The sequence below is a fragment of the Sphingomonadaceae bacterium OTU29LAMAA1 genome (assembly GCA_024072375.1).
Classification (GTDB): domain Bacteria; phylum Pseudomonadota; class Alphaproteobacteria; order Sphingomonadales; family Sphingomonadaceae; genus Sphingomonas.
On sequence record CP099617.1, the window covers coordinates 150,480 to 174,163 of the forward strand.

A 23,684-nucleotide genomic window follows, 5' to 3' on the forward strand; every position below is an offset into this window, starting at 1 on the left:
GCTTCTTATTGCTACCTTACCCCGGCTCCCCAACGATCGTCTTCAGCTCCATGAAATCGGCGATACCGTATTTGCCGCCTTCGCGACCGTTGCCGGACTGCTTGTAGCCGCCGAAGGGCGTGCCGATCGTGCCGCTCCAGGCGTTGATCGTGACCAGTCCGGCGCGCAGCCGTGGTGCGATCTTCGCCGCGGCGGCGGGGTCGCCGGAAATGGCGGCGGACAAGCCGTATTCGGTTGCGTTGGCGAGGCGGATCGCCTCTTCCTGCGTCGTGTAGCGGGTGATCGTCGCGACCGGGCCGAACGTCTCCTCGCGCGCGATGCGCATGTCTGGCGTGACGTCGGCGAAAACCGTTGGGCGGATGTAATAGCCGGCGTTGCGCCCGTCGGGGCGTCCGGGCCCGCCGGTGACGAGGGTCGCGCCTTCGTCGATCGCAGACTGGATCAACGCCTGTATCTTGTCGAACTGGGCCTTGTTGACCACCGGTCCGATGTGCGCACCCATCTCGGCCGGATCGCCCACCGGTGTCGCTTCGAATATCGCCTTGGCGACGTGCTTCGCCTCGTCGATCTGGCTGTCGTGGACGAGCAGGCGGGTGGGGGCGATGCAGCTCTGGCCCGAATTGGCCAGCACGCCCTGCAACGTCGGCGGCAGGACGCTGGCGAGGTCCGCGCCCTCCAGCACGAGATTGGGAGCCTTGCCGCCAAGTTCCTGATGCACGCGCTTGACGGTGGCGGCGGCGGCCTGTGCGACCGCGATGCCGGCGCGTGTCGATCCGGTAAAGCTGACCATGTCGACGTCGCGATGGCTGGAGAGCGCCGCGCCGACGGTCGGCCCGTCGCCGTTGACGAGGTTGAAGACGCCCGCCGGCACTCCCGCTTCATGAAGGATTTCGGCGAGGATCATCGCACAACGCGGTGCTTCCTCCGACGGCTTCAGGATCATCGTATTGCCGCCGGCGATGGCGGGTGCAACCTTCGCGCAAATCTGGTTGAGCGGCCAGTTCCATGGGGTGATCATCGCGACGACGCCGACGGGTTCATGGACGACGCGTGCCTTGCCGACCTGTTCGGAGAAGGTGAATTCACGCAGGGCCTTGGCCGTCCCCATGATGTAGCCGAGTCCGGCGGGTGCCTGCGCCGCCTGTGCGAAGCCGATCGGGGCGCCCATTTCCTGGCTGACCGCTTTGGCGAGATCGGGGATGCGCGACTTGTAGGCCTCTATCACGCGGTCGAGCAGGTCGGCGCGTTCTTCGGGGCTGGTCTGTGAGAAGGTTTCGAAGGCGGTCCGCGCCGCGGCGACGGCCTTGTCGACATCGGCCCGCGTACCGAGTGTGATTTCCGTCACCGGCTGTTCGGTCGAGGGATCGATCACCTGATGCGCGGTGCCGCCTTCGCTCTCCACCCATGCGCCATCGATGTAGAATGTGAGGTGACTGTTCATCGCGTCGCTCTCCGTCGTTATGCTTTGCACCCGATGTGCGACGGCGACCGAAAGGTTGCAACCCGAAACGCGTGTCGGCGTTGGATCGGCGGTTTCGATGGAGTGACGGGCGATGGGTGAACGGGTGGCGCGGATCGCGCGGACCGGCGGGCCGGAAGTGATCGAGTGGGACGACTTGGACCTGCCGCCGCCGGGACCCGGCGAGGTGCGGATGCGCCATCGTGCGGTCGGACTGAACTACATCGACACCTATCATCGCAGTGGCGTCTATCCGGTGGATTTGCCCGCCGGCCTCGGCAGCGAGGCGGCCGGTGTCGTCGAGGCGGTGGGGGCGGGCGTTACCGATGTCGCGATCGGCGATCGGGTCGGTACGTTCGGGCCGTCGCGCGGCGCCTATGCGACTGCGCGCAACGTCGCGGCGAACCAGTTGCTGCGCCTGCCCGACGATGTCGACGACCGGACCGCCGCCGCCTTGCTGTTGAAAGGCTGCACGACCGAGGCGCTGGTCGAGCGATGCGCGCGTGTGCAGGCGGGGCAGACGGTGCTGGTATGGGCCGCAGCGGGCGGCGTGGGGCAGTTGCTGGTCGGCTGGCTGAAGGCGATCGGCGCGACGGTGATCGGTACGGCAGGCCATGCGGACAAGGCCGACCACGCCCGTGCGGCCGGCGCGGATCATGTCATCTTTCACCGCGACGAAGATGTCGCAGTCCGGGTACGGGAGATCACCGGCGGGCGCGGCGTCGCCACGGTGTTCGACGGCGTCGGCATGGCGACATGGGAGGCGACGCTGGCAGCCACCGCACGCCGCGGCCTTGTCGTCAGTTACGGCAATGCCGGGGGACCGGTTAACGGCATCAACCTCGGCACGCTGGCGGCCAAGGGATCGCTGTTCGTCACGCGCCCGACGCTGTTCGACTATTATGTGACCGCGGAGGAGCGGACGGCCGGCGTCGAGCGGGTGTTTTCGATGCTGCGCAACGATGCGATCAGGCCGACGATCGGCCGCACGTTCACGCTGGAGGATGCCGAGGCAGCGCACCGCGCGCTGGAGGCTGGCGAGACGCATGGGAGCAGCGTGTTCGACGTGTGAGCTGAGGCATATTGGCGGCAGATGACGCCTTTGTCATGGCGGCGACGCGATGCTGCCATCCACCCCGTCGCAATGGCGGGGCTGGAGTGTCGCCAATGTCCCAGCATCCCGTATTCTACGACGTCAGCGGCCGGCGAAAGCGGCGCTTCACCTTCGGCATCGTCGCTTTCGCGTTGCTGGTGTCGCTGTCGATCGCGGTGTTCGTGGTGTCGATTGGCGGGGTGCCCGCGGCGCCTTTGTTGCCGGTGGAGGCCGAACGCCCCGTATTCCATCGCCTCTCCGCGCCGCACGGGGTGATCCGGCGTGCCCGGCGCAATCTGGATGACTATGCCGCACGGCTGTTCGGCGGCCACGGCACGGCGAAGACCACGGCAAGCGGCAACCCGGCACTTGCGATCGCCTTTCATACGCCATGGGATCCGTCGAGCGCCGCCAGCCTCGGCCGGCATGTCGAGCAGCTCGACTGGGTGATCCCCGGCTGGGTATCCGTGACCGGCGCCGATCATCGTATCACGGTGTTCCGCGATCCGGCCGGCCGGGCGATCCTGAACCGCGCGGCGCATCGCCCGGTGATCGTTCCGATGATCCAGAACGCGATCGGCGGCGACTGGGACGGGAAGGGCACGGCGGCGCTGCTGGCCGATCCGCGTGCGCGCGGCGCGTTCCTAGATCGGCTGGTGCCGTGGCTTGCGGCGAACCATGCGGGCGGCGCCTTCTTCGATTTCGAAGACCTGCCAGCCTCCGCCCAGGGGCATTACCGCCTGTTCCTCAGCGAGGCGCAGCGACGGTTCGGCCCGCGTCGCTGGTCGGTGTCGATCGCCGCGCCGGTCGGCAACCCCGATTGGGACATGGCCGCCTACGCCCGCGTGACCGACAAGATCTTCCTGATGGCCTATGACGAGCATGAGACCGCCGGGCCAGCGGGGCCGATCGCCTCGCAACGCTGGTTCGCCGGGCAGGTGGCGAACGCCGCCCGCGGCATCCCGGCGGCGAAGCTGGTCGTGGCGATCGGCTCCTACGCCTATGACTGGCACGGGCGGGGCGGCGATGCGCTGGGCGTCGAGGAGGCATGGCAGGCCGCGCGGGAATCCGGCACCGTTCCGGTGTTCGACCGGGACAGCGGCAACAGCGGGTTCGCCTATGCCGAAGGCGGCGTGCGCCACGTCGTCTGGCTGCTCGACGCGGCATCGGCCTACAACCAGATCGATGTCCTGCACCGCGCCGGCGTAGGCAGCGTGGCATTGTGGCGGCTTGGATCGGAAGACCCGGGATTGTGGTCGATCTTCGGCCGCGATCATCGCGTACTGCCGCCGGTGGCGGCGATCGACGCGATTCCCGCCGGTACCGACGTCGATATCGAGGGAGCGGGCGAAATCCTCAAGATCGGCGCGACGCCCGTCGTCGGGGCACGGCACGCGGTCGCCGGGCCGCAGGGCGGTATCGTCGATATCCGCTTCGATCGCCTGCCATCGCCGTATGAGGTCGATCGGACCGGCTATCGGCACAAGCAACTGGCGCTGACCTTCGACGACGGACCCGACCCGACGTGGACGCCGCAGGTGCTCGACGTGCTGAAGCGCGAGGGGGTGAAGGCGACCTTCTTCATCGTCGGCGAAAATGCGCTGACCCAGCGCTCGCTGCTGCAACGCATGGTCGCGGAGGGGCATGAGATCGGCAGCCATACCTATACGCATCCCAATCTGGCGAACGTGTCGGCGGGGCAGGTGCGGTTCGAACTCAACGCCAACCAGCGGCTGTTCCAGGCGTTCACCGGCCGATCGTTGCGGCTATTCCGTGCGCCCTACTTCGGCGATGCCGAACCGACGACTGCGGACGAGATCGGGCCGGCGTTGCAGGCGCAGCAGCGCGGCTACGTCTCGGTCGGGCTGCACGTTGATCCGGGCGACTGGAAGCGGCCGGGCGTGCAGGCGATCATCGACGCCACGATCGCGCGGGTGACCAATGCTCCCGTAACCTGCGACGACTCGTCCGATGCGGATTGCAGCCGCAACGTCCTCCTGCTGCACGACGCCGGTGGCAATCGCGCGCAGACCGTCGCCGCGCTGCCGGTGATCATCGATCGGCTCCGCGCGATGGGCTACAGCTTCGTGCCGGTTTCGACGCTTGCGGGCATTTCGCGCGATCAGGCGATGCCGGTGATCTCGTCGAGCGACCAGCTCGCCGCGCGGGCCGACCTCGCGCTGTTCATCACGCTCGGCGGGCTGGTGGTGGCGCTGCACTGGCTGTTCGGCATCGCGATCACCGTCGGCATCCTGCGCGCGCTCGCTCTGTCCGCGCTGGCACTGGTGCAGGCGCGGCGGGAGGGGCGGACGGTGTTCCCCGCGATCGATCCCGACCGGTTCGTCACGGTGATGATCCCCGCCTATAACGAAGAACGCGTGATCGAACGCGCAGTGCGCGGCGTGCTCGCCAGCACCGAGGTGCGGATCGAGGTGATCGTAATCGACGACGGGTCTAAGGACGCGACGTCCCCCATTGTTGCCGCCGCCTTCGCCGACGATCCGCGCGTCCGTCTGCTGACGCTTGAGAATGGTGGCAAGGCGCGGGCGCTCAACACCGGGCTGGCGCTGGCCAAGGGCGAGATCGTCATCGCGCTCGACGCCGATACCCAGTTCGAACCGACGACGATCGCGCGGCTGGCGCGCTGGTTCGACGATCCGCAACTGGGCGCGGTGGCGGGCAACGCGAAGGTCGGCAATCGCGTCAATCTCGTCACCCGTTGGCAGGCGCTGGAATATATCACCGCGCAGAACCTGGAGCGCCGCGCCTTCGCCCGGCTGAACGCGATCACCGTCGTGCCCGGCGCGGTCGGCGCGTGGCGCCGCGCGGCGGTGGCGCAGGTGGGCGGCTATCCGCACGATACGCTGGCCGAGGATCAGGACCTCACCATCGCCATCCAGCGGGCCGGCTGGCGGGTGCAATACGATCAATATGCGGTCGCGTGGACCGAGGCACCCGAAACGATGCGTGCGCTCGCCAAGCAGCGTTTTCGCTGGGCATTCGGTACGCTGCAATGCCTGTGGAAGCACCGCTCCGCGATCGGCCGCAGTGCCCCGCGCGGGCTCGGCTGGGTCGGATTGCCGCAGGCGATCGTGTTCCAGATCCTGCTCGCGGCGATCAGCCCGATCATCGACCTCGCGCTGCTGGTCAGCTTCGCCGTCACCTATCTGGACGTGCAGGCCCACGGCTGGGCGCAGACGAGCCACGACGTCTACACGATGCTGGCATTCTGGCTGGTATTCACCGCGATCGACCTGCTCGCGGCGACGATCGCCTTCGCACTGGAACGCCGCGAGCGGTGGCGGCTGCTCTGGCTGCTGATCCCGCAGCGGATCGGCTATCGGCAGGTGATGTATTACGTCGTGCTGAAGGCGATCGCCCAGGCGCTGCGCGGGCCGATGGTGGGCTGGGGCAAGCTGCAACGCACCGGGCGGGTGACGAGCGCGTGAGCGCACGATTTCTTTACCCACGGCTTGCTAGCAACCATGCATGGTGGAGAAATCAACGATCGCCGTTCTGGCTGGCGCTGGTGTCGTCGGGATCTTGGTCGGCGTGGGTACGGCCCCCACCACTCCCGGCAGTGCTTCACCCATCGAAGCGGTGACGGCCGTGGTCAGTACCGCAGCAGTGGCGGCCGGGGTCAAGCGCGCCCGCGATCCGCAGCCGGGCGACCAATGGGGCGGCTGCAACGATGCGCGGGCAGCAGGAACGGCGCCGTTATATAGCGGAGAGCCCGGCTTTCGATCGGAGATGGACGGCGATGGCGACGGTATCGCGTGCGAGAATTACAGCGGCGGTTCGTCAGGGGGAGGAATGACGGGCGGGTTCCGCCGGCGCCGGTCACATTGACGGCGACGTCTCGCCGAGGCTGGCAATCCTTCTAATGAAGTGACGTCCGGGGGAAACCCGGATCGATTTATCGACCTGACGTTGTATACGGCGCGCTGGAGCCGCTTGCTCGCCCTGGAGCCGTCATGATCCGTCCGCTGCTGTCGATCCTCGCACTGCTGGTCGCCACGCCTGCCTTGGCGCAAGCCAAGCCCCCGCTGGTGCTCGCCGCCGCCAGCCTGCAGGAATCGATGACTGCCGCCGCCGATGCGTGGGCGAGGCAGGGACATCCCAAACCGGTCATCTCGTTCGCCGCCTCTTCCGCATTGGCACGGCAGGTAGAGGCGGGGGGTGATGCCGACCTGTTCGTATCGGCGGATCAGGAGTGGATGGATGCGCTCGCTGCCAGGGGGTTGATCGTCGCGAACACGCGCGTGACCTTCCTCGGCAACCGGCTGGTGGTGGTCGCGGCGAAGGGCAATCCGGTGCGCATCCCCGTCCGTCCTCCCGCCGCGCTGGCGCGGGTGCTGGCGGCGGGGCCGCTGGCGATGGCCGACGCACCGGTGCCGGCGGGCCGCTATGCCGAGGCCGCGCTGCGGACGCTCGGCGTGTGGACCACGGTCGCGCCCAGGGTGGTGCGCGGCGATAGCGTGCGGGCGGCGCTGACGCTGGTCGAGCGCGGTGCCGCGCCGCTCGGGATCGTCTACGCCACCGACGCCAGGGCATCGCGGATGGTACGCATCGCCGGTGTGTTCCCCGCGGCGAGCCATCCGCCGATCACCTATCCGGTCGCGCGGCTGGCGAGTTCGCGCAATCCCGAGGGTGAGGCGTTCCGCCGCTTCCTGATCAGTGCGAGGGGCAAGGCGATCTTCGCCCGCTACGCGTTCACCGCCCGCTGATGCTCACCCCGGACGAATGGACGATCGTCGCGCTGTCGCTGAAGATCGGTGGCGTGGCGATGCTGATGGTGCTGCCGATCGCCTTCGCGCTCGCGTGGGCGCTGGCGCGGGTGCGCTTCCCGGGCAAGCTGTTGCTGGATGCGATCGTCCACCTGCCGCTGGTGGTGCCACCGGTGGTGACCGGATGGGTGCTGCTGCTGGCGTTCGGACCCGCCGGACCGATCGGCAACCTGCTGGATCGCTGGTTCGGTGTCACCGTCCTGTTCCGCTGGACCGGCGCGGCGATCGCAGCGGGGATCATGGCGCTGCCACTGATGGTGCGCGCGATGCGGCTGTCGATCGAAGCGGTGGACCGCCGACTGGAGAACGCCGCCCGGACGCTGGGGGCAGGGCCATGGCGGGTGTTCTGGACGCTGACGCTGCCGCTCAGCCTGCCCGGCCTCCTGGCAGGCATGGTGCTGGGCTTCGCGCGGTCGATCGGGGAGTTCGGCGCGACGATCACCTTCGTTTCCAACGTGCCGGGCCAGACGCAGACGCTGCCGCTGGCGATCTATTCCGCGTTGCAGCAGCCCGGGGCGGAGGCGATGGTCTGGCGGTTGTCGGCGATTTCCGTGGCGCTCAGTCTGTTTGCGCTGATCGCGTCGGAATTGCTGACGCGGCGGGTACGACGGGGGCTGCATGTCCTTTGATATCCGCGTCGACAAGCGGCTGGGCGAGGCCTCGGTGTCGCTCGACCTGACGGCGGGCGAGGGGCTGACCGTGTTGTTCGGGCCTTCCGGGATCGGCAAGACGAGCATACTGAACATGGTCGCCGGATTGCTGTGCCCCGATACCGGGCGGATTGCGGTGGCCGGGCGGGAGCTGTTCGATGCCGCGACCGGTGTGAACGTGCCACCGCAGCGGCGGCGAGCGGGCTATGTTTTTCAGGAACCGCGCCTCTTCCCGCATCGGCGGGTCCGGGCGAACCTGCTGTACGGTGCGTCCGACGGCGCGGGGCTGGCCGGGGTGGTTGCGATGCTGGGCATCGGTCAACTGCTCGATCGCTGGCCGCGGACGCTGTCGGGTGGCGAGGCGCGGCGGGTGGCGATCGGGCGTGCGCTGCTGAGCGACCCTGCGTTCCTGCTGCTCGACGAACCCCTGTCCTCGCTGGATCGCGCGCGACGTGGCGAGATCATGACCGCGATCGAGCGCGTCCGCGACGAGGCCGGACTTCCGATCCTGATGGTAACGCACGACCCCGAAGAAGCGGAACGACTGGCAACCCGCATCGTACAGGTCTGAACTCTACCAGTTCCTCCCCCGCAAGGGGGAGGTGGCACGCTCGCCAGAGCGTGACGGAGGGGGAGGTAAGCAGCGCACTCAATTACCGAGTACCCCACTTACCTCTTGGGTCTCCCCCCGGCGGACCCGGAATTCAAAGCAGCTCGAATTCCTTGCGCTCGCCTCCCGCGGAACTCGTCGCCACCCACACGTGGAACGTCCCCGGCTCGACCACCCACTTGCCGTCTATCCAGAAGCGCAGGTCATCCCGCGCCAGCGTGAACTGCACCTGCTTCGACTGGCCGGGCGCCAGCGCAACCCGCTGGAACCCCTTCAACTCCCGGATCGGTCGCGTGTGGCTGGCGACGACGTCGTGGATGTAGAGCTGCACCACCTCGTCACCGGCGCGCTGCCCGGTGTTGGCGACGGTTGCCGTTACCGCGATGCGATCGTTCATCTGCGTCGGCACGACGACATTCGATACGGCGAAACGCGTGTAGCTGAGGCCGTGGCCGAACGGGTACAGCGCCTCGTTCCGCGTCTCGCGATAGCGCGCCTTGTATTCGGACAACGGACCATCGGGCTGCGGCCGGCCGGTGATCTTGTGATTGTAGAAATACGGCTCCTGCCCGCTGTAGACCGGGAAGCTCGCCGATAATTTGGCGGACGGATTGACGTCGCCGAACAGCACGTCGGCGATCGCGTTGCCGCTTTCCGATCCGAGGAACCAGGTCGCGAGGATCCCCGGCGCGTTCTTCACCGCGCCCTCCAGCGCCATTGCGCGACCGTGGCGGAGCAATACCACGACCGGCTTGCCGGTGGCTGCGATCGCCTCGGCCAGCGCCATCTGCGCGTCCGGCACGGTGATCTCCACCCGCGCCTGCGCCTCGCCCGACATCAACTGCGTCTCGCCGACCGCGAGCAGCACGACGTCGGCGCCCTGCGCCGCGGCGACCGCAGCCTCGATCCCGCCGGGGATCGCGGCCTCGACGTCCGATCCCTTCACCACCGTCACGTTCGCCTTGCGGTTGCGCAGGCCGGCGGCGATCGAGACGTTGAGCTTGGCGTCCGCCATGAACGCCCAGGTGCCGACGACATTCTCGACATCCTCGGCAAACGGCCCGACCAGCGCGATCTTCGCCGTCTTCGCCAGCGGCAGCACGTCGCCCTCGTTCTTCAGCAACACGATCGATCGCGCGCCGGCCTCCCGGCTGAGCTTGAGCATTGCCGGCGTGGAGACGCTGGTCCGCTCCGCCTTCTGGCTGACCGAACGATAGGGATTGTCGAACAGCCCGATCTGCTCCTTCAGGTGCAGCACCCGCCGGACGCCCTCGTCGAACCTTGCGACTGGCACCTCCCCCTTCTCGACCAGATCGGGGAGCCATTTGTTGAACAGGTCGGACTGCATCGCCATGTCCATGCCCGCCATGAACGCCTTCCTGGCGGCATCGCGGCCGTCCTTCGCGTAGCCGTGCGCGATCAGTTCCTCGTCCGCGGTATAGTCGCCGACGACCATGCCGCCGAACTTCCACTCGCCCCGCAGCAGGTCGGTCATCAGCCAGCGATTGCCCGATGCCGGAACGCCGTCGATGTCGTTGAATGCGCTCATCAGCGTCGCGACGCCGGCGTCCACCGCCGCCCTGAACGGCGCGAGATGCACCTCATGCAGCGTCGACGGGCTGATCTCGGTAAAATTATACTCCATGCCCCCCGACACCGCGCCGTAGGCAGCGAAATGCTTGGCACAGGCGGCGACGCGGGTGGCATCCTTCAGGTTATCGCCCTGGAAGCCGCGGACGCGGGCGACGCCCAGCAGCGTGCCGAGATAGGGGTCCTCTCCCGACCCTTCGGCGACGCGGCCCCAGCGCTGGTCGCGAGCGACGTCGACCATCGGTGCGAAGGTCCAGTGGATGCCGAGTGCGGTGCTCTCCAGCGCCGCCGCCCGCGCGGTACGCATCGCGAGATCGGGATCGAAGGCGCAGGCCTCGGCGATCGGCAGCGGGTATGCGGTGCGCAGGCCGTGGATGACGTCGCCGGCGAAGATCAGCGGAATCTTGAGCCGCGTCTGCATCGCCGCATCCTGCGCCGCCTTCGCGCCGGCATAGCCGACACCGTTGAACAGCATGCCGATCGCGCCGGTCTTGATCCGCGCGAGCTGTTCGTTCGCGCCGCCGCTGGCGAGACCCGGGTTGAACGGCACGCCGATCGGGCGGATCTGGTCGGAGAAGCAGGACAGCTGCCCAGCCTTTTCCTGCGGAGTCATCGTCGCGATCAGGCTCTCGATCCTGTCGCTTTGCGCGAACACCGGTGCGCCGAGCGTCAGCCCGGCAATGGTCGCGCCGCCGCTGAGGATCTGACGACGATCGAGGATGGCGGGCATGTCGGTGTCTCCTGCACGTATCTGTCTTGCCCGAAGCGGCTATACCCCGCGCCAGCCGAGGGCAACCATCCTGCCGCGTGCCCGGACGGCGGAATTGCGACCGAATCTTCGCCCGACCAACGCTTCGCCAAGTTTCCGCCCGAATGTGACGTCAGGTTGCGAATGTCGCCCGGTAGATCGACCGGTGGCATGGGGGTTGGGGAGCGGGACGATGCTGAAACGATGGCATTGGCTCGCGGGAGCGGCCGCACTGGCCTTGCCGGTCGGCGGCGCGGCGCAGGACATGGCGCCGACCCCGGATACCCCGCCATCGTCGACGCGGGACGATATCGTCATCACCGGCAAGCGACTGCCCGGGTCGGTGATCGGTGATGCCGAACCGGTGGCGGTGCTGGATGCGGCCGCGATGCAGGCGTTGGGCGTCACCAACCTGACGGACATGCTGCGCCTGCTGAAACCGTTGACCACGTCGGCGAACGGTAGCGAACCGGTGTTCCTGCTCAACGGGCGGCGCGTCTCGGGTTATGGTGAAATCCAGTCGCTGCCCCCCGAAGCGATGGAGCGCACCGAGATATTGCCGGAGGTCGAAGCGGCACGGCTCGGCTTTCCATCCACGGTGCGCGTCGTCAACTTCATCACGAAAAAGCATTTCTCCGCCCTGACGCTGGAGGAGGGGGCGGGGACGACGACGGACGGCGGCGGCGGCATCGCGTTGCTGCAATTCGGATCGATCCGGATCGAGGGGCCGGCACGCCAGTCGTTGACGATCGCTTACGATCGGCAGGATCCGCTGCTCGCCTCGCGGCGGCCGGTCTTTCCGGATGCCGGCAGCCTGTTCGATATCGTCGGCAACATCGGTCCGGCCGGCGGCGGCAGCATCGACCCGGCGCTGGACGCGCTGGCCGGGCGCGCGGTGACGAGCGCAGCGGTGCCCGTCAACCGGGCGACGAGGGGAACGCTCGCCGGATATGCATCCGGCGCCAACACGCCGCGCGTCACCGACCTCGCACCGTTCCAGTCCATCCCCGGCCGGGATACCCTGAAGGTCGACGGAACGCATGCGATGCCGATCGGCCGGTCGGTGACGGCATCGCTCAACCTGACGATGGAGGCGAAGCGGGGATCGGGGCTGAGCGGGCTGCCACGCATGCTGCTGCGCGTGCCGGCGGGCAATCCGGCATCGCCGTTCGGACGTGACGTGTTGCTCTACCGCTATGTCGAGGAGGCCGGCCCGCTGGTGCAGCGGACGCGCAATCTCGATTTGCATGCCGGCAGCACGTTTCAGGGTCGCCTCGAGCGCTGGGAATGGTCGGTCACGGGCAATTACGACCGGTCGCGGTCCGATGCCGCAGTGGATCAGGGGCTGGTGGCGGATGCGAGGCAGGCGGCGATCGCTGCCGGCGGCGATCCGTTCGCGCCATTCACGCCTGCCGAGATCGCGAACCGTATCGTCGATCGCAGCCGAACCGTGACGAACACCTATTCGGTAAAGGCCAATGCGAACGGCAAGGCCTTCGCATTGCCCGCAGGCGACGCCCGGATGACGGTGACGGGCGATTATGCCCGCTCGGCCAGCCGCGGAACGCTGGTCGGCGCCAGCGGGCCGGCACGCGATTTCGCGCGCGCCGTGCGGGGCGCGAGCGTCAATCTCGACATACCGCTCGCTTCGGCCGACAGGGGCGTGCTCGACCGGATCGGATCGCTGTCGGCGAACGGCACGATCGGATTATCTTCGGTATCGGATTACGGCAGTCTGGTGAGCGGCAACGCCGGCGTCACGTGGACGCCGCGCGGCCCCGTTCAGATCACCGCGTCGGTCACGGTCACGCAGCTGCCGCCCGCGATCGGCATCCTCACCACCCCGGTCGTGACGGTACCCAATGCCCCGTACTTCGACTTCGTGACCGGCGACAGCGCGCTGGTGACGGTGGTGACCGGCGGTAATGCAGACCTGATCCCCGAGCGCCGGCGGACCAGCACGGTCGGTGCATCGTGGAAGCCGATGAAGACTAAGGAAGTCCGCTTCAACCTGGACTATACGGAAACGCGGATCGAGGGGCAGACCGCCTATCTGCAAGCTGTGACGCCGACGTTGCAGGCGGCGTTTCCCGATCGCTTCGTCCGGGACGCGGCAGGGCGGTTGCAGTCGGTCGATCTGCGGCCGGTCAACCTGACGCGCGAGACCGATCGCAAGGTGCAGGGCAGGGTATCGCTGTGGCTGCCGGTAGGTCCGGCGCCCAAGCCCGCCGCCGGTGCGCCCGCCAGGGACGCGCCGCCGCCGCCGCCACCGAAGCCGCGCCCGATGATCTATGGTTTCGGTTCGGTGACCGCCAGGCTGGACGACCGGCTGGTGTTGCGGCCGGGGCAGCCCGAACTCGATCTGCTCGATGGCGATACGCTGGATGGCAGCGGCGGACGCTCCCGCTATGAGGCGCAGGGCAATCTCGGCGGGTCCTACGGGCCGGTGCAGGGCGGGTTCTATGCGCAATGGCAGGGCCCGACGCGGATCCGTAGCGACATCGCGGCATCCGACCTGCGTTTTTCGGCCAAGATGTTCGTCGGGCTGTATTCGACGATCGACGCCGCGCGATTGGCCCCGCGTGCCGGCTGGGCGAAGAAGATGACGTTCCAGCTCAACGTGCAGAACATCTTCAACGACCGGATCGCCGTGCGCGACCGCAACGGGACGGTGCCGTACCGTTTCCAGCCGGCGTTTCTCGATCCCTACGGACGGATCGTGCGGCTGTCGGTGCGGAAGCTGTTCTGACTATCGCATGCTGGCGATCAGTCGGCCCCGCTCCGTACCCAAACGCCTGCCTTTGGCGGATGACGGTCGTTATGATGCGGGATGTGACGACGGGGCGCGAGGGCAGCGCCGAACGTTGGACGTGACACCGGGGGGCGGGCTCGGGGCAGCGCATCCGTTCATGGCTGCGCGACCGTGAAGAGGGCCAATTCAGCGAATTCGGATACCCGCCTGTGCGACGATGACTGACATCGTCGTCGACCACGCACACGAAAAGGGCGGCCCGTTGCCGGACCGCCCCTTCGACACGCAATACTGAAAGAGGCGCTTAGCGCTTCGAGAACTGGAAGCTGCGACGTGCCTTCGCACGGCCGTACTTCTTGCGCTCGACGGTACGGCTGTCGCGGGTCAGGAACCCGGCGGCCTTGACCGGCGCACGCAGGATCGGTTCGAACTTGGTCAGCGCCTGGCTGATGCCATGCTTGACCGCGCCGGCCTGGCCCGAGAGGCCGCCGCCCTTGACGGTGCAGACGACGTCATACTGGCCTTCGCGCTCGGTGATGCCGAACACCTGGTTGATGACGAGGCGCAGCGTCGGACGTGCGAAATAAACTTCCTGATCGCGACCGTTGATCGTGATCTTGCCCGAACCCGGCTTGATCCAGACACGGGCGACGGCGTCCTTGCGACGGCCGGTTGCATAGGCGCGGCCGAACTTGTCGAGGATCTGCTCGCGCAGCGGCATCGTCGGCAGGACCTGCGTCGGGGCGGCGGGCGCTTCACCGTCCGTGGTGATCGCCGGAGCGGCGTTCGCGGTCGGTGCCGGCTGCTGCGTCAGCGACGCGAGGTCGGAAAGGGACTGGCGATTGTCGGTCATTATGCGCCCACCTTGTTCTTGCGGTTCATGCCCGCAATATCGAGAACTTCCGGGTTCTGGGCCTCGTGCGGATGCTCGGTGCCCTTGAAGATGCGCAGGTTGCGCATCTGCTCGCGACCCAGCGGGCCGCGCGGGATCATGCGCTCGACGGCCTTTTCGAGAACGCGCTCGGGGAAGCGGCCTTCGAGAACCTTGGCGGCGGTGATGCCCTTGATGCCGCCGGCATAACCGGTGTGCTTGTAATAGATCTTCTTCTGCGCCTTGTTCGACGTGAAGCGGATCTTGTCGGCGTTGATGACGATGACGTTGTCACCGCAATCGACGTGCGGGGTGAATGACGTCTTGTGCTTGCCGCGCAGGACGTTGGCAATGATCGACGCGGTGCGGCCGACCACCAGGTCGGTGGCGTCGATAATGTGCCACTTCTTCTCCACCTCGTGCGGCTTGGCCGACTTGGTGGTCTTCATGAGCGCCTTCATGGGCGTAGACCTTTCGGTTTGAAACGATGCACGCCGCCCCGAGGGACGGCGTGATTGACGTGGCCAATGATCGAAAGGGGGCGCCAAGTCAAGCAAACGGCGGGTTTGCTGACGGGTAAAATAATACCATGCGGGCTATTGGTGTTGCCGGCGTCCGCAGGCGTGGGCGGCGAACACCGTTGCGATCAGCAGCAGCGCGGCATTGCCCTGATGAGCGACGGCGACGTCGATCTGCACGCCGCTCATCAGCGTGGCGATGCCGAGGACGATCTGCAGCGTCAGCAAGGCGATCACCCAGAACCCGGCCTTCGATCCCGTCCGGGTGGCGCGGACGGCGAGCCACGTCAGTCCGACGCCGGCGGCGAACGCCCACCAACGATGGATGAACTGGACGACGACGGGATTGTCGATAGCGTTCCGCCAGGACGGATCGACCATCGGTACGCCGGACGGGAAGATCGCATCGCCCATCAGCGGCCAGCTTGCGAAGACGTAGCCCGCATCCAGCCCGGCGGTGAATGCACCATAGACGAGCTGGACGAACAGCAGCGCGAGCGCGGCGATCGCCACTCCGGTCAGGCGGGCGGGGTGCGCCAATGTGTTCCGGTGCAGCGCAAGGAGGTCGAGCGCGGTCCAGACGATACCGGCCAGAATGGTCAGCGCGGTCAACAGGTGAACAGCAAGACGGACATGGCTGACGTCGGTCCGCACCGACAGGCCGGACGCGACCATCCACCAGCCGATCGCGCCCTGCAAACCGCCGAGCGCCAGCAGCGCAACCAGCCGCCAGCCATAGCCGGCCGGGATCTGCTTGCGAACGGCGAACCAGATCAGGGGCAGCGCGAACGCCAGTCCGATGATTCGGCCGAGCAGGCGATGCGCATATTCCCAGAAGAAGATGCTCTTGAATCCGGCGAGCGTCATGCCCTGGTTGAACGCGGCATATTCGGGGATGCGCCGATAGTTCGCGAACTCGGCCTGCCATTGCGCCTCATTGAGCGGGGGCACGATTCCGCTGATCGGTTTCCACTGCGTGATCGACAGCCCGGATTCGGTCAGGCGGGTGATGCCGCCGATGATGACCATCGCCACGATCATGCCGGCGACGACGAACAACCACCGGGCGACGTTGCGTGGCCGGGCACGCGAGAGGAAGGCGGCACTGGGCTGAAGCATGTTTCGCATCATACGCGCGTCGGCCGGGGGTGGCCAGCGTCCGCGCCCTACATCATGGAGCGACGGTGAAGCGGTATTTCAGCTGGTTCGACGAGCGCCCGCCCCCGCCGCCCTGCGGTACGTTATCAAGCACGACGACCGAATCGCCGGGCCTGGCGAATGCGATGCGGATGATGGCGGCGTCCCGCGTCGGCTGATCGGGATCGGCGCGGGCGTCGACCTGATCGACGACCGTGTAGGCGGCGTCGGGCCGTACGCGCCAGTAATAGCCTGTACCCAGCTCGGGGGGCAGCACGATCCGGACTTCCTGACCGACGCGGGCGGCGATCAGTCGGCCGACGTCGGCCGTCCGCAACTGGAGCGGGGTGTCCGCGGTCGGTTGAACAGGCGCCGTAGCGACCGCCCCGATGGTCATGAGCAGGGCCGCGGCGATCGATCCGGACATGTCGACTCTCCAAAAGAAATCAGCGTTGCCAATGTATTGCATTCCGGGTCGTTGCCGACAACCGCCGATACCAGCGGTCGGTGAACGACGCTTCGAACGCAACGGAGGTTCGGATGGCGCAGCGGCAGGAATAAATGCCCGATGGCGATCATGTGATGTTGTAACCTGCCTCGGGCGGGCCTAGATGGTGGCGACGGATGAACGACACGACTCGCCTTATCGGCCGCTTCGGCGGTGCCGGACTCGATCGCGCAGCGATCGCGTTGTCGGGGTTGTGCGTCGTCCATTGTCTCGCGAGTGCGGTATTGCTGGCGATGCTGTCAGCGGCGGGCGGTTTGCTGCTCAATCCGATCTTCCATGAAGTGGGGCTGACGATCGCGATCGTGCTGGGCGCCATCGCGCTCGGGCGTGGCGTGATGGAGCATGGCTATGTCATGCCGGCCGCAATGGGTGCGTTCGGTCTCGGGATCATGGCGGGGGCGATGTCGCTGCCGCACGAGGGCGGGCATGGCGCGGAGACCTTGTGGACGGTGATCGGCGTCGGCCTGCTGGCATTCGGCCATGACCTGAATCGGCGCGCTGTGATCTGACATGCGGCTTGTCGTCGAAGGCGCTGCATCCTAAATCAAGATCATGGCCCATGCGCATCACGATCATAACGAACCGCAGGGTGACGACCTGACCAAAGCCGCCCAGGCGACGCTGGAGAAATCGGGTGAACAATGGACGCAGATGCGGGCCAACGTGTTCGCCGCGCTGGCCGGCTTCGCCAAGCCCGCGAGCGCCTATGACATTGCAGAGGCGCTGTCCAAGAGTGAGGGGCGCCGTGTCGCTGCCAACAGCGTGTACCGGATCCTGGATGTGTTCGTCGCGTCTAACCTTGCCCGCAAGGTTGAGAGCTCGAATGCCTATGTCGCCAACGCGCACCCCGATTGCCTGCACGATTGCATCTTTCTGGTGTGCGATTCCTGTGGGCAGACGGTGCACCTCGACGATGACGTCGTGACGAATGGTGTACGGAATGCCGCGCAAGCCGCTGGTTTCTCACCTGTTCGTCCTGTCATTGAAGTGCGGGGCAAGTGCGCCGACTGCGATTGATCGAACGCATGCCGGCAATCGACAGTCTGTCGCGAAGGGCGTAGACGCGGCGGATGTCCGAACTACCCGACACGCCGTTGCTCGATACCGTCAAGACGCCGGAAGAGCTACGAAAACTCAAGCCCGAACAGCTCCGGCAGCTCGCGGATGAACTGCGGCAGGAAACCATCTCGGCGGTCGGCACCACCGGCGGGCATCTCGGTTCGGGGCTGGGCGTCGTCGAACTGACCACCGCGATCCACTATGTATTTGATACCCCGCGCGACCGGCTGGTCTGGGACGTCGGCCATCAATGCTATCCCCACAAGATCCTCACCGGCCGTCGCGATCGTATCCGTACCCTCAGGCAGGGCGGTGGCCTCAGCGGCTTCACCAAGCGTAGCGAGAGCGAATACGACCCGTTCGGCGCCGCGCACAGCTCGACCTCGATCTCGGCGGCGCTGGGCTTCGCGGTGGCGAACAAGCTGGCGGGGACACCGGGGCGCGGCATCGCGGTGATCGGCGACGGATCGATGTCGGCTGGCATGGCCTATGAGGCGATGAACAATGCCGAACAGGCGGGCAACCGGCTGGTCGTGATCCTCAACGACAACGACATGTCGATCGCCCCGCCCGTCGGTGGCCTGTCCGCCTACCTCTCGCGCATGGTGTCGAGCCGCGAATTCCTCGGGGTGCGCGAAATCCTCAAGAAATTCGCCCGGCGCCTGCCGCGTCCCTTCCATCAGGCGGCGCGCAAGACCGACGAATTCGCCCGCGGCATGACGATGGGCGGCACCCTGTTCGAGGAGCTCGGCTTCTATTACGTCGGCCCGATCGACGGCCACAATCTCGACCATCTGATCCCGGTGCTGGAGAACGTCCGCGACGCCGAGGAAGGCCCGATTCTCGTCCATGTCGTCACCAAGAAGGGCAAGGGCTATGCCCCGGCCGAGGCGGCTGCGGACAAGTATCACGGCGTCCAGAAGTTCGATGTCATCACCGGCACGCAGGCCAAGGCGCCTCCGGGGCCGCCGCAATATCAGAACGTCTTCGGTGACCAACTGGTCAAGGAAGGCCAGCGCGACCCGACGATTGTGGCGATCACCGCGGCGATGCCGTCCGGCACCGGCGTCGATCGCTTCGCCAAGGCGTTTCCCGATCGTGCGTTCGACGTCGGCATCGCCGAACAGCACGGCGTCACCTTCGCCGCGGGTCTGGCAGCACAGGGCATGCGACCGTTCTGCGCGATCTATTCGACCTTCCTCCAGCGCGCCTACGACCAGGTCGTCCATGACGTCGCGATCCAGAACCTGCCGGTCCGCTTTGCGATCGACCGTGCCGGACTCGTCGGCGCCGATGGCGCGACCCATGCCGGCTCGTTCGACGTCACCTATCTGGCGACGCTGCCGAATTTCGTCGTAATGGCGGCGGCGGACGAGGCAGAGCTGGTCCACATGACCCACACCTGCGCGGTTCACGACAGCGGCCCGATCGCGGTGCGCTACCCCCGCGGCAACGGCGTCGGCGTCCCGCTGCCCGAGGTCGCGCAACGGCTGGAGATCGGCAAGGGCCGCATCGTCCGCGAAGGCAAGACGGTGGCGATCCTGTCGCTCGGCACGCGTCTGGAAGAGGCGCTGAAGGCGGCCGAAGTCCTCGAAGCAAAGGGCCTGTCGACCACCGTCGCCGACCTGCGCTTCGCCAAGCCGCTCGACGAGGCGATGATCCGCCGCCTGCTGACCACGCACGAGGTCGCGGTGACGATCGAGGAGGGCGCGGTCGGCGGCTTCGGCGCGCACGTGCTGACGCTGGCGAGCGACGAGGGGCTGATCGACGGCGGGCTGAAGCTCCGCACGATGCGCCTGCCCGACACGTTCCAGGATCAGGACAAGCCCGAAAAGCAATATGCCGAGGCGGGGCTGGATGCCGAGCACATCGTGCAGACCGTGCTGACGACGCTGCGCCACAATAGCGCCGGAGTGAGCGAGGGCGCCCGCGCGTGAGCGGGCCGGTCAAGGCGGCGATCATCATCGGCCTCGCCGTGGTGGTGCTCGTCGCGCTGAACATCCGGATGTACCGGGCGATGAAGGCGGCGACGGCGAAGGGGCGGGAGAACGGGGACAGTTGACGTCCACTTTCGCCCGAGTAGCGGCGACGTGGTATGCTTGCGTCATGAAGCTGACCAGGACCCCCGACGGTTATGTGGTGCAGGTGCCCGACGATGTCGTTGCGGCGCTGGGGCTGAGTGACGGTGATGTCGTGCGGGTCTCGAAGCCGAACATCATCGAATTGGTGGTTTCTCAGTACGATCGCGATAACGCGATCGCAGAAAAGAAGCGTCTCGCACGACCTCTACCCGCGGATTACAAGTTCGATCGCGAAGAAGCCAACGCCCGGTGAGCCGGGCTTTCTTCGATTCGAACATTCTCGTCTATGCATTTTCCTCCGACGCGCGCAGCCCGGTTGCTTATGCATTGCTCGAGCGGGGCGGCGTGGTCAGTACGCAGTCGCTCAACGAACTGACCACCGTCCTTCGGCGCAAGCAGAAGATGAGTTGGCCTGAAACACGGCGGCCGTCGATCTCGTTCTTAAGCAATGCCCTTCGATCGTCGTGCTCGACCTCGACCTCGACCTTCATCGGCTGGGTGTTCGCATCGCGGAACGCCAGAAACTCTCGGTCTACGATGGCATGATCGTCGCCGCTGCGCTGATCGCAGAATGCGACATCCTCTATTCTGAGGGCATGCACGACGGCCTGATCGTCGACGGGCGCTTGCGGATCGTCAATCCGTTCGCGCCCGCGACGTGAGCGGTCACCGCCCCATGTAATGCGTCTGTGCGGCTTCGGTCGCGTTGATCGCCAGGATCGATCGGGCGTCGCCGGGTGGGCGCGGATGGCCGTGGCCGTCGGTGCCGGCGCTGATGACGCGGCCGAGCAGTTCCTGCCCCTCGTGCCACCATCCGATCCCGCTCGCCGCGTTCAGATGCCCCTGCGGTCCGGCATCGACGAAATGGCTGCCCCACTGCGCGGCGAGGCTGTGCGCGCGGTCGATGCCGATCCAGGGGTCGTCGCTGGATGCCACGACGATCGATGGGAAGGGCAGCGGTGTCTTCGGCGTTGGCGCGAACGCGCGCAATTCGTCCGGCGCGCCGGGCCGATCGACGTCCGCCGGCGCGACCAGCAGCGCGCCGGCGACCGGCCAGCCATAGGGTTGCGGGCTGAGTTCCGCCCACCACGCCACCGCGAGGCAGCCAAGGCTGTGCGCGGCGAGGATCACCGGCGCCTCGGCGCGGGCGATCGATTGATCGAGCTTGGTCACCCATGCGTTGCGGTGCGGGGTATTCCACATGCCGAGTTCGACGCGTACGGTATCGGGCCGCGCATCTTCCCACAGCGTCTGCCAATGCGACGGGCCGGACCCGCCGAGGCCCGGCACGGTCAGGATGGTCGGTTGCGCGGCGTCGAAACTGGAAAATCCGGTCATGGCTGCATCTCCCTCCAGGAAAGGCGGAACGACCGGTGCTTCAGGCACACCGTTCGATACGCCCCCATGCCCATCGAGATAATCCTACCAACATGATGGGCAATAGCGATGCGGCCAAGCGATGATCGCAGGCGGCGGAGCGAACGGGGTGACGCGGAGCCCGGATTGGGGGTAGGGAGCGGCATGGCCAAGATCCGTGCTGACCAGATGCTCGTCGACCGTGGCCTCGCCGAATCGAGGACGCGGGCGCAGGCACTGATCATGGCAGGGCTGGTCTTCGCCGGCACGAAAAAGGTCGACAAGCCCGGGCAGGCGCTGGCCGATGATGTCGTGCTCGACGTGCGGGGTCGCGATCACCCCTGGGTGTCGCGTGGCGGCATCAAGCTGGCGCATGGCCTCGACCATTTCGGCTGGGATGTGACCGGCGCGGTGGCGATCGACGTGGGATCGTCGACCGGCGGCTTCACCGACGTATTGCTGACGCGCGGCGCGACGCGGGTCTATGCGGTCGACAGCGGCACTAACCAGCTTGCGTGGAAGCTGCGGCAGGACCCGCGCGTCATCGTCCACGAACAGACCAGCGCGCGCATATTGACCGCGGCGCACATCACGCAACCGGTCGATGTGATCGTCTGCGATGCCAGCTTCATCGGACTGTCCAAGGTGCTGGAGCGGCCGATCACCTTTGCCGGCCCCGGCGCTCGGCTGATGGCGCTCATCAAGCCGCAATTCGAGGCGGGGCGCGAAGAGGTCGGGAAAGGGGGCGTCGTCCGCGATTCCGCTATCCGCCAACGGGTCTGCGATGCGACGGTAGCGTGGCTGGTTGAAGCCGGCTGGATCGTCGCCGGCGTTGTCGAGAGCCCGATCACTGGGCCGGAAGGCAATGTGGAATATCTTGTCGCGGCGTCCCGAACCGGACCGCATACGGAACGATAACCATTGCGGATGCTTTACGAAGGCTGCGTGGCGCGGCAATGCAGCATCATGAGCAGTCGAGGAGCATAGGGTGAGCGGCATCGCGTCGAAAAGCCAGTTGCGCATGTCGTTCCTGCGGTGGGCGGTGGTGACCGTGCCGTTGATCCTGTTGCTGGGCTTCGCGTCTGGGCGTGCGGTGCCTTCGGGTAGCGAGAACGGCTGGTACATGGCGCTGCAGAAGCCCGCTGTGACGCCGCCGGGTATCGTGTTCCCGATCGCGTGGACGACGCTTTACATCCTGCTGGGCCTTGCCGTCGCCGTCATCCTGCATGCGCGCGGGGCGAGGGGGCGGGGGCCGGCACTGGGTCTGTTTGCGATCCAGTTCGCCCTCAATCTTGCCTGGACGCCACTGTTCTTCGGGATGCATCAGGTCGGAAGCGCTTTGCTCGTCATCGTCGCGATGCTGGTGCTGTCGATCGTCACGACGGTCCTGTTCGGCCGGATCCGTCCGCTCGCGGCGTGGCTCATGGTCCCGTATCTGGTGTGGATCAGTTTTGCCGGCGTGCTGACATGGCGGATCGGGCAACTGAACCCCGATGCGGAAACCCTTGTGCCCGCGGCGCACACGTCCCAGATGCTCTGACGCACCTCCACGCCGGGAATAGTTTTTATGCAGTCCGACAATCGCATGTTCGACGATATCGTGAAGCTCGTGAACGGCGCCGCCGGCACGCTTGCCGGGGTCGGCCGCGAAGCCGAGGCCGGCGCCCGGTCGCGTGCACGCGAATGGATCGGTGGCCTCGACTTCGTCAGCCGCGACGAGTTCGAAGTGGTGAAGGCGATGGCGGTCGCCGCCCGCGACGAGAATGATGCCCTCAGGGCGCGCCTCGACGCACTCGAAGCCCGGTCGGCTACGTCGGCCCCCGCGCCGACTCCCGTCGGCGACCCGGTTCCTACCGCCTGACACAGTTTTCCACAGGTTTATCGACAGCCTTGTCCACGACGGGGTTGCCGACGGCTTTTTGCCCCGGCAGCCTTGTCGTGCGATAAGAGGCGTAACGATGCTCGACCACGCTGAACACGATCAGGAACCCGCCGCCCCCATCGACATGCTCGAGGCTTATTACGCCGCGCATGGCTGGGAATTCGAACGCCATGACGATGAGATCGTCGCGACGGTCAAGGGCAGCTGGACGACCTACGAATTGCGCGCATTGTGGCGCGAGGACGACAGCGTCCTCCAGTTCCTGGCGTTTCCGGATATCAAGGTCACCGACGATCGTCGCGGCGGCGTTTACGAAGCGATCGGGCTGGTTAACGAGCAACTGTGGATTGGCCATTTCGAACTCTGGTCGTCGTCAGGCGTGCTGCTGTACCGCCACGCGGCGATGATCGATGGCGAGGATGAGGGCACGATGTCGCTCGGCGCGACCGAATTGCTCGTCGAATCGGCGATCGAGGAATGCGAACGCTTCTACCCCGTATTCCAGTTCGTGCTCTGGGGCGGCAAGTCGCCACGCGAAGCACTTGCCGCGGCGCTGATCGAGACGCAGGGCGAGGCTTGATTC

23 protein-coding genes are annotated in these 23,684 nt (G+C 66.7%); 16 read left to right on the plus strand and 7 right to left on the minus strand.

All coding sequences use genetic code 11. From position 1 onward, the window contains the following. Positions 1-16 precede the first annotated feature (16 nt). Positions 17-1,441, minus strand: coding sequence for an aldehyde dehydrogenase family protein (locus tag NF699_01070; GenBank protein USU05326.1), 1,425 nt, complete (start codon positions 1,439-1,441; stop codon positions 17-19). A gap of 112 nt (positions 1,442-1,553) precedes the next feature. Between NF699_01070 and NF699_01075 the strand changes: the two genes are divergently transcribed. From NF699_01075 to NF699_01100, 6 genes are all read left to right on the plus strand, one after another. Next, positions 1,554-2,531, plus strand: a complete 978-nt coding sequence (locus tag NF699_01075) for a quinone oxidoreductase (protein ID USU05327.1) — start codon at positions 1,554-1,556, stop codon at positions 2,529-2,531. Between the two features lie 95 nt (positions 2,532-2,626). After that, positions 2,627-6,001 carry a glycosyltransferase gene (locus tag NF699_01080; GenBank protein USU05328.1) on the plus strand — a complete coding sequence of 1,125 codons (3,375 nt, stop codon included), beginning with the start codon at positions 2,627-2,629 and terminating at the stop codon, positions 5,999-6,001. 40 nt (positions 6,002-6,041) lie between these two features. Continuing rightward, positions 6,042-6,401, plus strand: coding sequence for an excalibur calcium-binding domain-containing protein (locus NF699_01085; protein USU05329.1), 360 nt, complete (start codon positions 6,042-6,044; stop codon positions 6,399-6,401). Between the two features lie 125 nt (positions 6,402-6,526). Continuing rightward, positions 6,527-7,279: a molybdate ABC transporter substrate-binding protein gene (gene modA, locus NF699_01090; protein ID USU05330.1), complete on the plus strand. Its 753-nt coding sequence runs from the start codon at positions 6,527-6,529 to the stop codon at positions 7,277-7,279. Further along, the gene (modB, locus tag NF699_01095) at positions 7,279-7,968 is read left to right on the plus strand and encodes a molybdate ABC transporter permease subunit (GenBank protein ID USU05331.1); all 690 of its coding nucleotides are present in this window, start codon (positions 7,279-7,281) and stop codon (positions 7,966-7,968) included. Before modA ends, modB begins: the two co-directional genes overlap by 1 nt. Continuing rightward, entirely contained in the window at positions 7,958-8,560 is a 603-nt protein-coding gene (locus tag NF699_01100) for an ATP-binding cassette domain-containing protein (protein ID USU05332.1), read from the plus strand. Before modB ends, NF699_01100 begins: the two co-directional genes overlap by 11 nt. Positions 8,561-8,693: 133 nt before the next feature. On the opposite strand, the gene NF699_01105 is transcribed toward NF699_01100, so the two are convergent. Continuing rightward, positions 8,694-10,919 (minus strand): glycoside hydrolase family 3 C-terminal domain-containing protein, encoded by a 2,226-nt coding sequence (locus NF699_01105; GenBank protein USU05333.1) that lies wholly within the window; start codon positions 10,917-10,919, stop codon positions 8,694-8,696. Between the two features lie 211 nt (positions 10,920-11,130). Here NF699_01105 and NF699_01110 point away from each other — a divergent pair, with 211 nt between their 5' ends. Continuing rightward, positions 11,131-13,686 carry a TonB-dependent receptor gene (locus NF699_01110; protein USU05334.1) on the plus strand — a complete coding sequence of 852 codons (2,556 nt, stop codon included), beginning with the start codon at positions 11,131-11,133 and terminating at the stop codon, positions 13,684-13,686. A 307-nt stretch (positions 13,687-13,993) separates the two neighbouring features. On the opposite strand, the gene rpsI is transcribed toward NF699_01110, so the two are convergent. From rpsI to NF699_01130, 4 genes are all read right to left on the minus strand, one after another. Further along, positions 13,994-14,542, minus strand: coding sequence for a 30S ribosomal protein S9 (gene rpsI, locus NF699_01115; GenBank protein USU05335.1), 549 nt, complete (start codon positions 14,540-14,542; stop codon positions 13,994-13,996). Next, entirely contained in the window at positions 14,542-15,021 is a 480-nt protein-coding gene (gene rplM, locus NF699_01120; GenBank protein USU05336.1) for a 50S ribosomal protein L13, read from the minus strand. The genes rpsI and rplM overlap by 1 nt, the downstream gene beginning before the upstream one ends. 135 nt (positions 15,022-15,156) lie before the next feature. Beyond that, positions 15,157-16,197 (minus strand): COX15/CtaA family protein, encoded by a 1,041-nt coding sequence (locus NF699_01125; protein ID USU05337.1) that lies wholly within the window; start codon positions 16,195-16,197, stop codon positions 15,157-15,159. Between the two features lie 52 nt (positions 16,198-16,249). Further along, positions 16,250-16,642: a hypothetical protein gene (locus NF699_01130; protein ID USU05338.1), complete on the minus strand. Its 393-nt coding sequence runs from the start codon at positions 16,640-16,642 to the stop codon at positions 16,250-16,252. Positions 16,643-16,839: 197 nt separating this feature from the next. Here NF699_01130 and NF699_01135 point away from each other — a divergent pair, with 197 nt between their 5' ends. The 5 genes from NF699_01135 (at position 16,840) to NF699_01155 (ending at position 20,525) form a co-directional block, all read left to right on the plus strand. After that, complete coding sequence (locus NF699_01135; protein ID USU05339.1) at positions 16,840-17,232, plus strand: MerC domain-containing protein; 393 nt, start codon at positions 16,840-16,842, stop codon at positions 17,230-17,232. A 43-nt stretch (positions 17,233-17,275) separates the two neighbouring features. Then, positions 17,276-17,740, plus strand: coding sequence for a transcriptional repressor (locus NF699_01140; GenBank protein USU05340.1), 465 nt, complete (start codon positions 17,276-17,278; stop codon positions 17,738-17,740). Positions 17,741-17,793: 53 nt separating this feature from the next. Beyond that, positions 17,794-19,719: a 1-deoxy-D-xylulose-5-phosphate synthase gene (gene dxs, locus NF699_01145; GenBank protein USU05341.1), complete on the plus strand. Its 1,926-nt coding sequence runs from the start codon at positions 17,794-17,796 to the stop codon at positions 19,717-19,719. 169 nt (positions 19,720-19,888) lie between these two features. Further along, entirely contained in the window at positions 19,889-20,116 is a 228-nt protein-coding gene (locus tag NF699_01150; GenBank protein USU05342.1) for a hypothetical protein, read from the plus strand. Positions 20,117-20,327: 211 nt separating this feature from the next. Next, positions 20,328-20,525, plus strand: a complete 198-nt coding sequence (locus NF699_01155; protein ID USU05343.1) for a hypothetical protein — start codon at positions 20,328-20,330, stop codon at positions 20,523-20,525. Positions 20,526-20,529: 4 nt separating this feature from the next. Here the strand turns inward: NF699_01155 and NF699_01160 are convergent, their stop codons facing one another. Further along, positions 20,530-21,201, minus strand: a complete 672-nt coding sequence (locus NF699_01160) for an alpha/beta hydrolase (protein USU05344.1) — start codon at positions 21,199-21,201, stop codon at positions 20,530-20,532. 183 nt (positions 21,202-21,384) lie between these two features. Between NF699_01160 and NF699_01165 the strand changes: the two genes are divergently transcribed. The 4 genes from NF699_01165 (at position 21,385) to NF699_01180 (ending at position 23,681) form a co-directional block, all read left to right on the plus strand. After that, on the plus strand, positions 21,385-22,137 hold the full coding sequence (locus NF699_01165) for a TlyA family RNA methyltransferase (GenBank protein USU05345.1): 753 nt from the start codon (positions 21,385-21,387) through the stop codon (positions 22,135-22,137). Positions 22,138-22,207: 70 nt separating this feature from the next. Continuing rightward, on the plus strand, positions 22,208-22,759 hold the full coding sequence (locus tag NF699_01170; GenBank protein ID USU05346.1) for a tryptophan-rich sensory protein: 552 nt from the start codon (positions 22,208-22,210) through the stop codon (positions 22,757-22,759). Positions 22,760-22,786: 27 nt separating this feature from the next. Continuing rightward, positions 22,787-23,080, plus strand: a complete 294-nt coding sequence (locus NF699_01175; GenBank protein ID USU05347.1) for an accessory factor UbiK family protein — start codon at positions 22,787-22,789, stop codon at positions 23,078-23,080. A 97-nt stretch (positions 23,081-23,177) separates the two neighbouring features. After that, entirely contained in the window at positions 23,178-23,681 is a 504-nt protein-coding gene (locus NF699_01180) for a YbjN domain-containing protein (GenBank protein USU05348.1), read from the plus strand. Positions 23,682-23,684 lie beyond the last annotated feature (3 nt).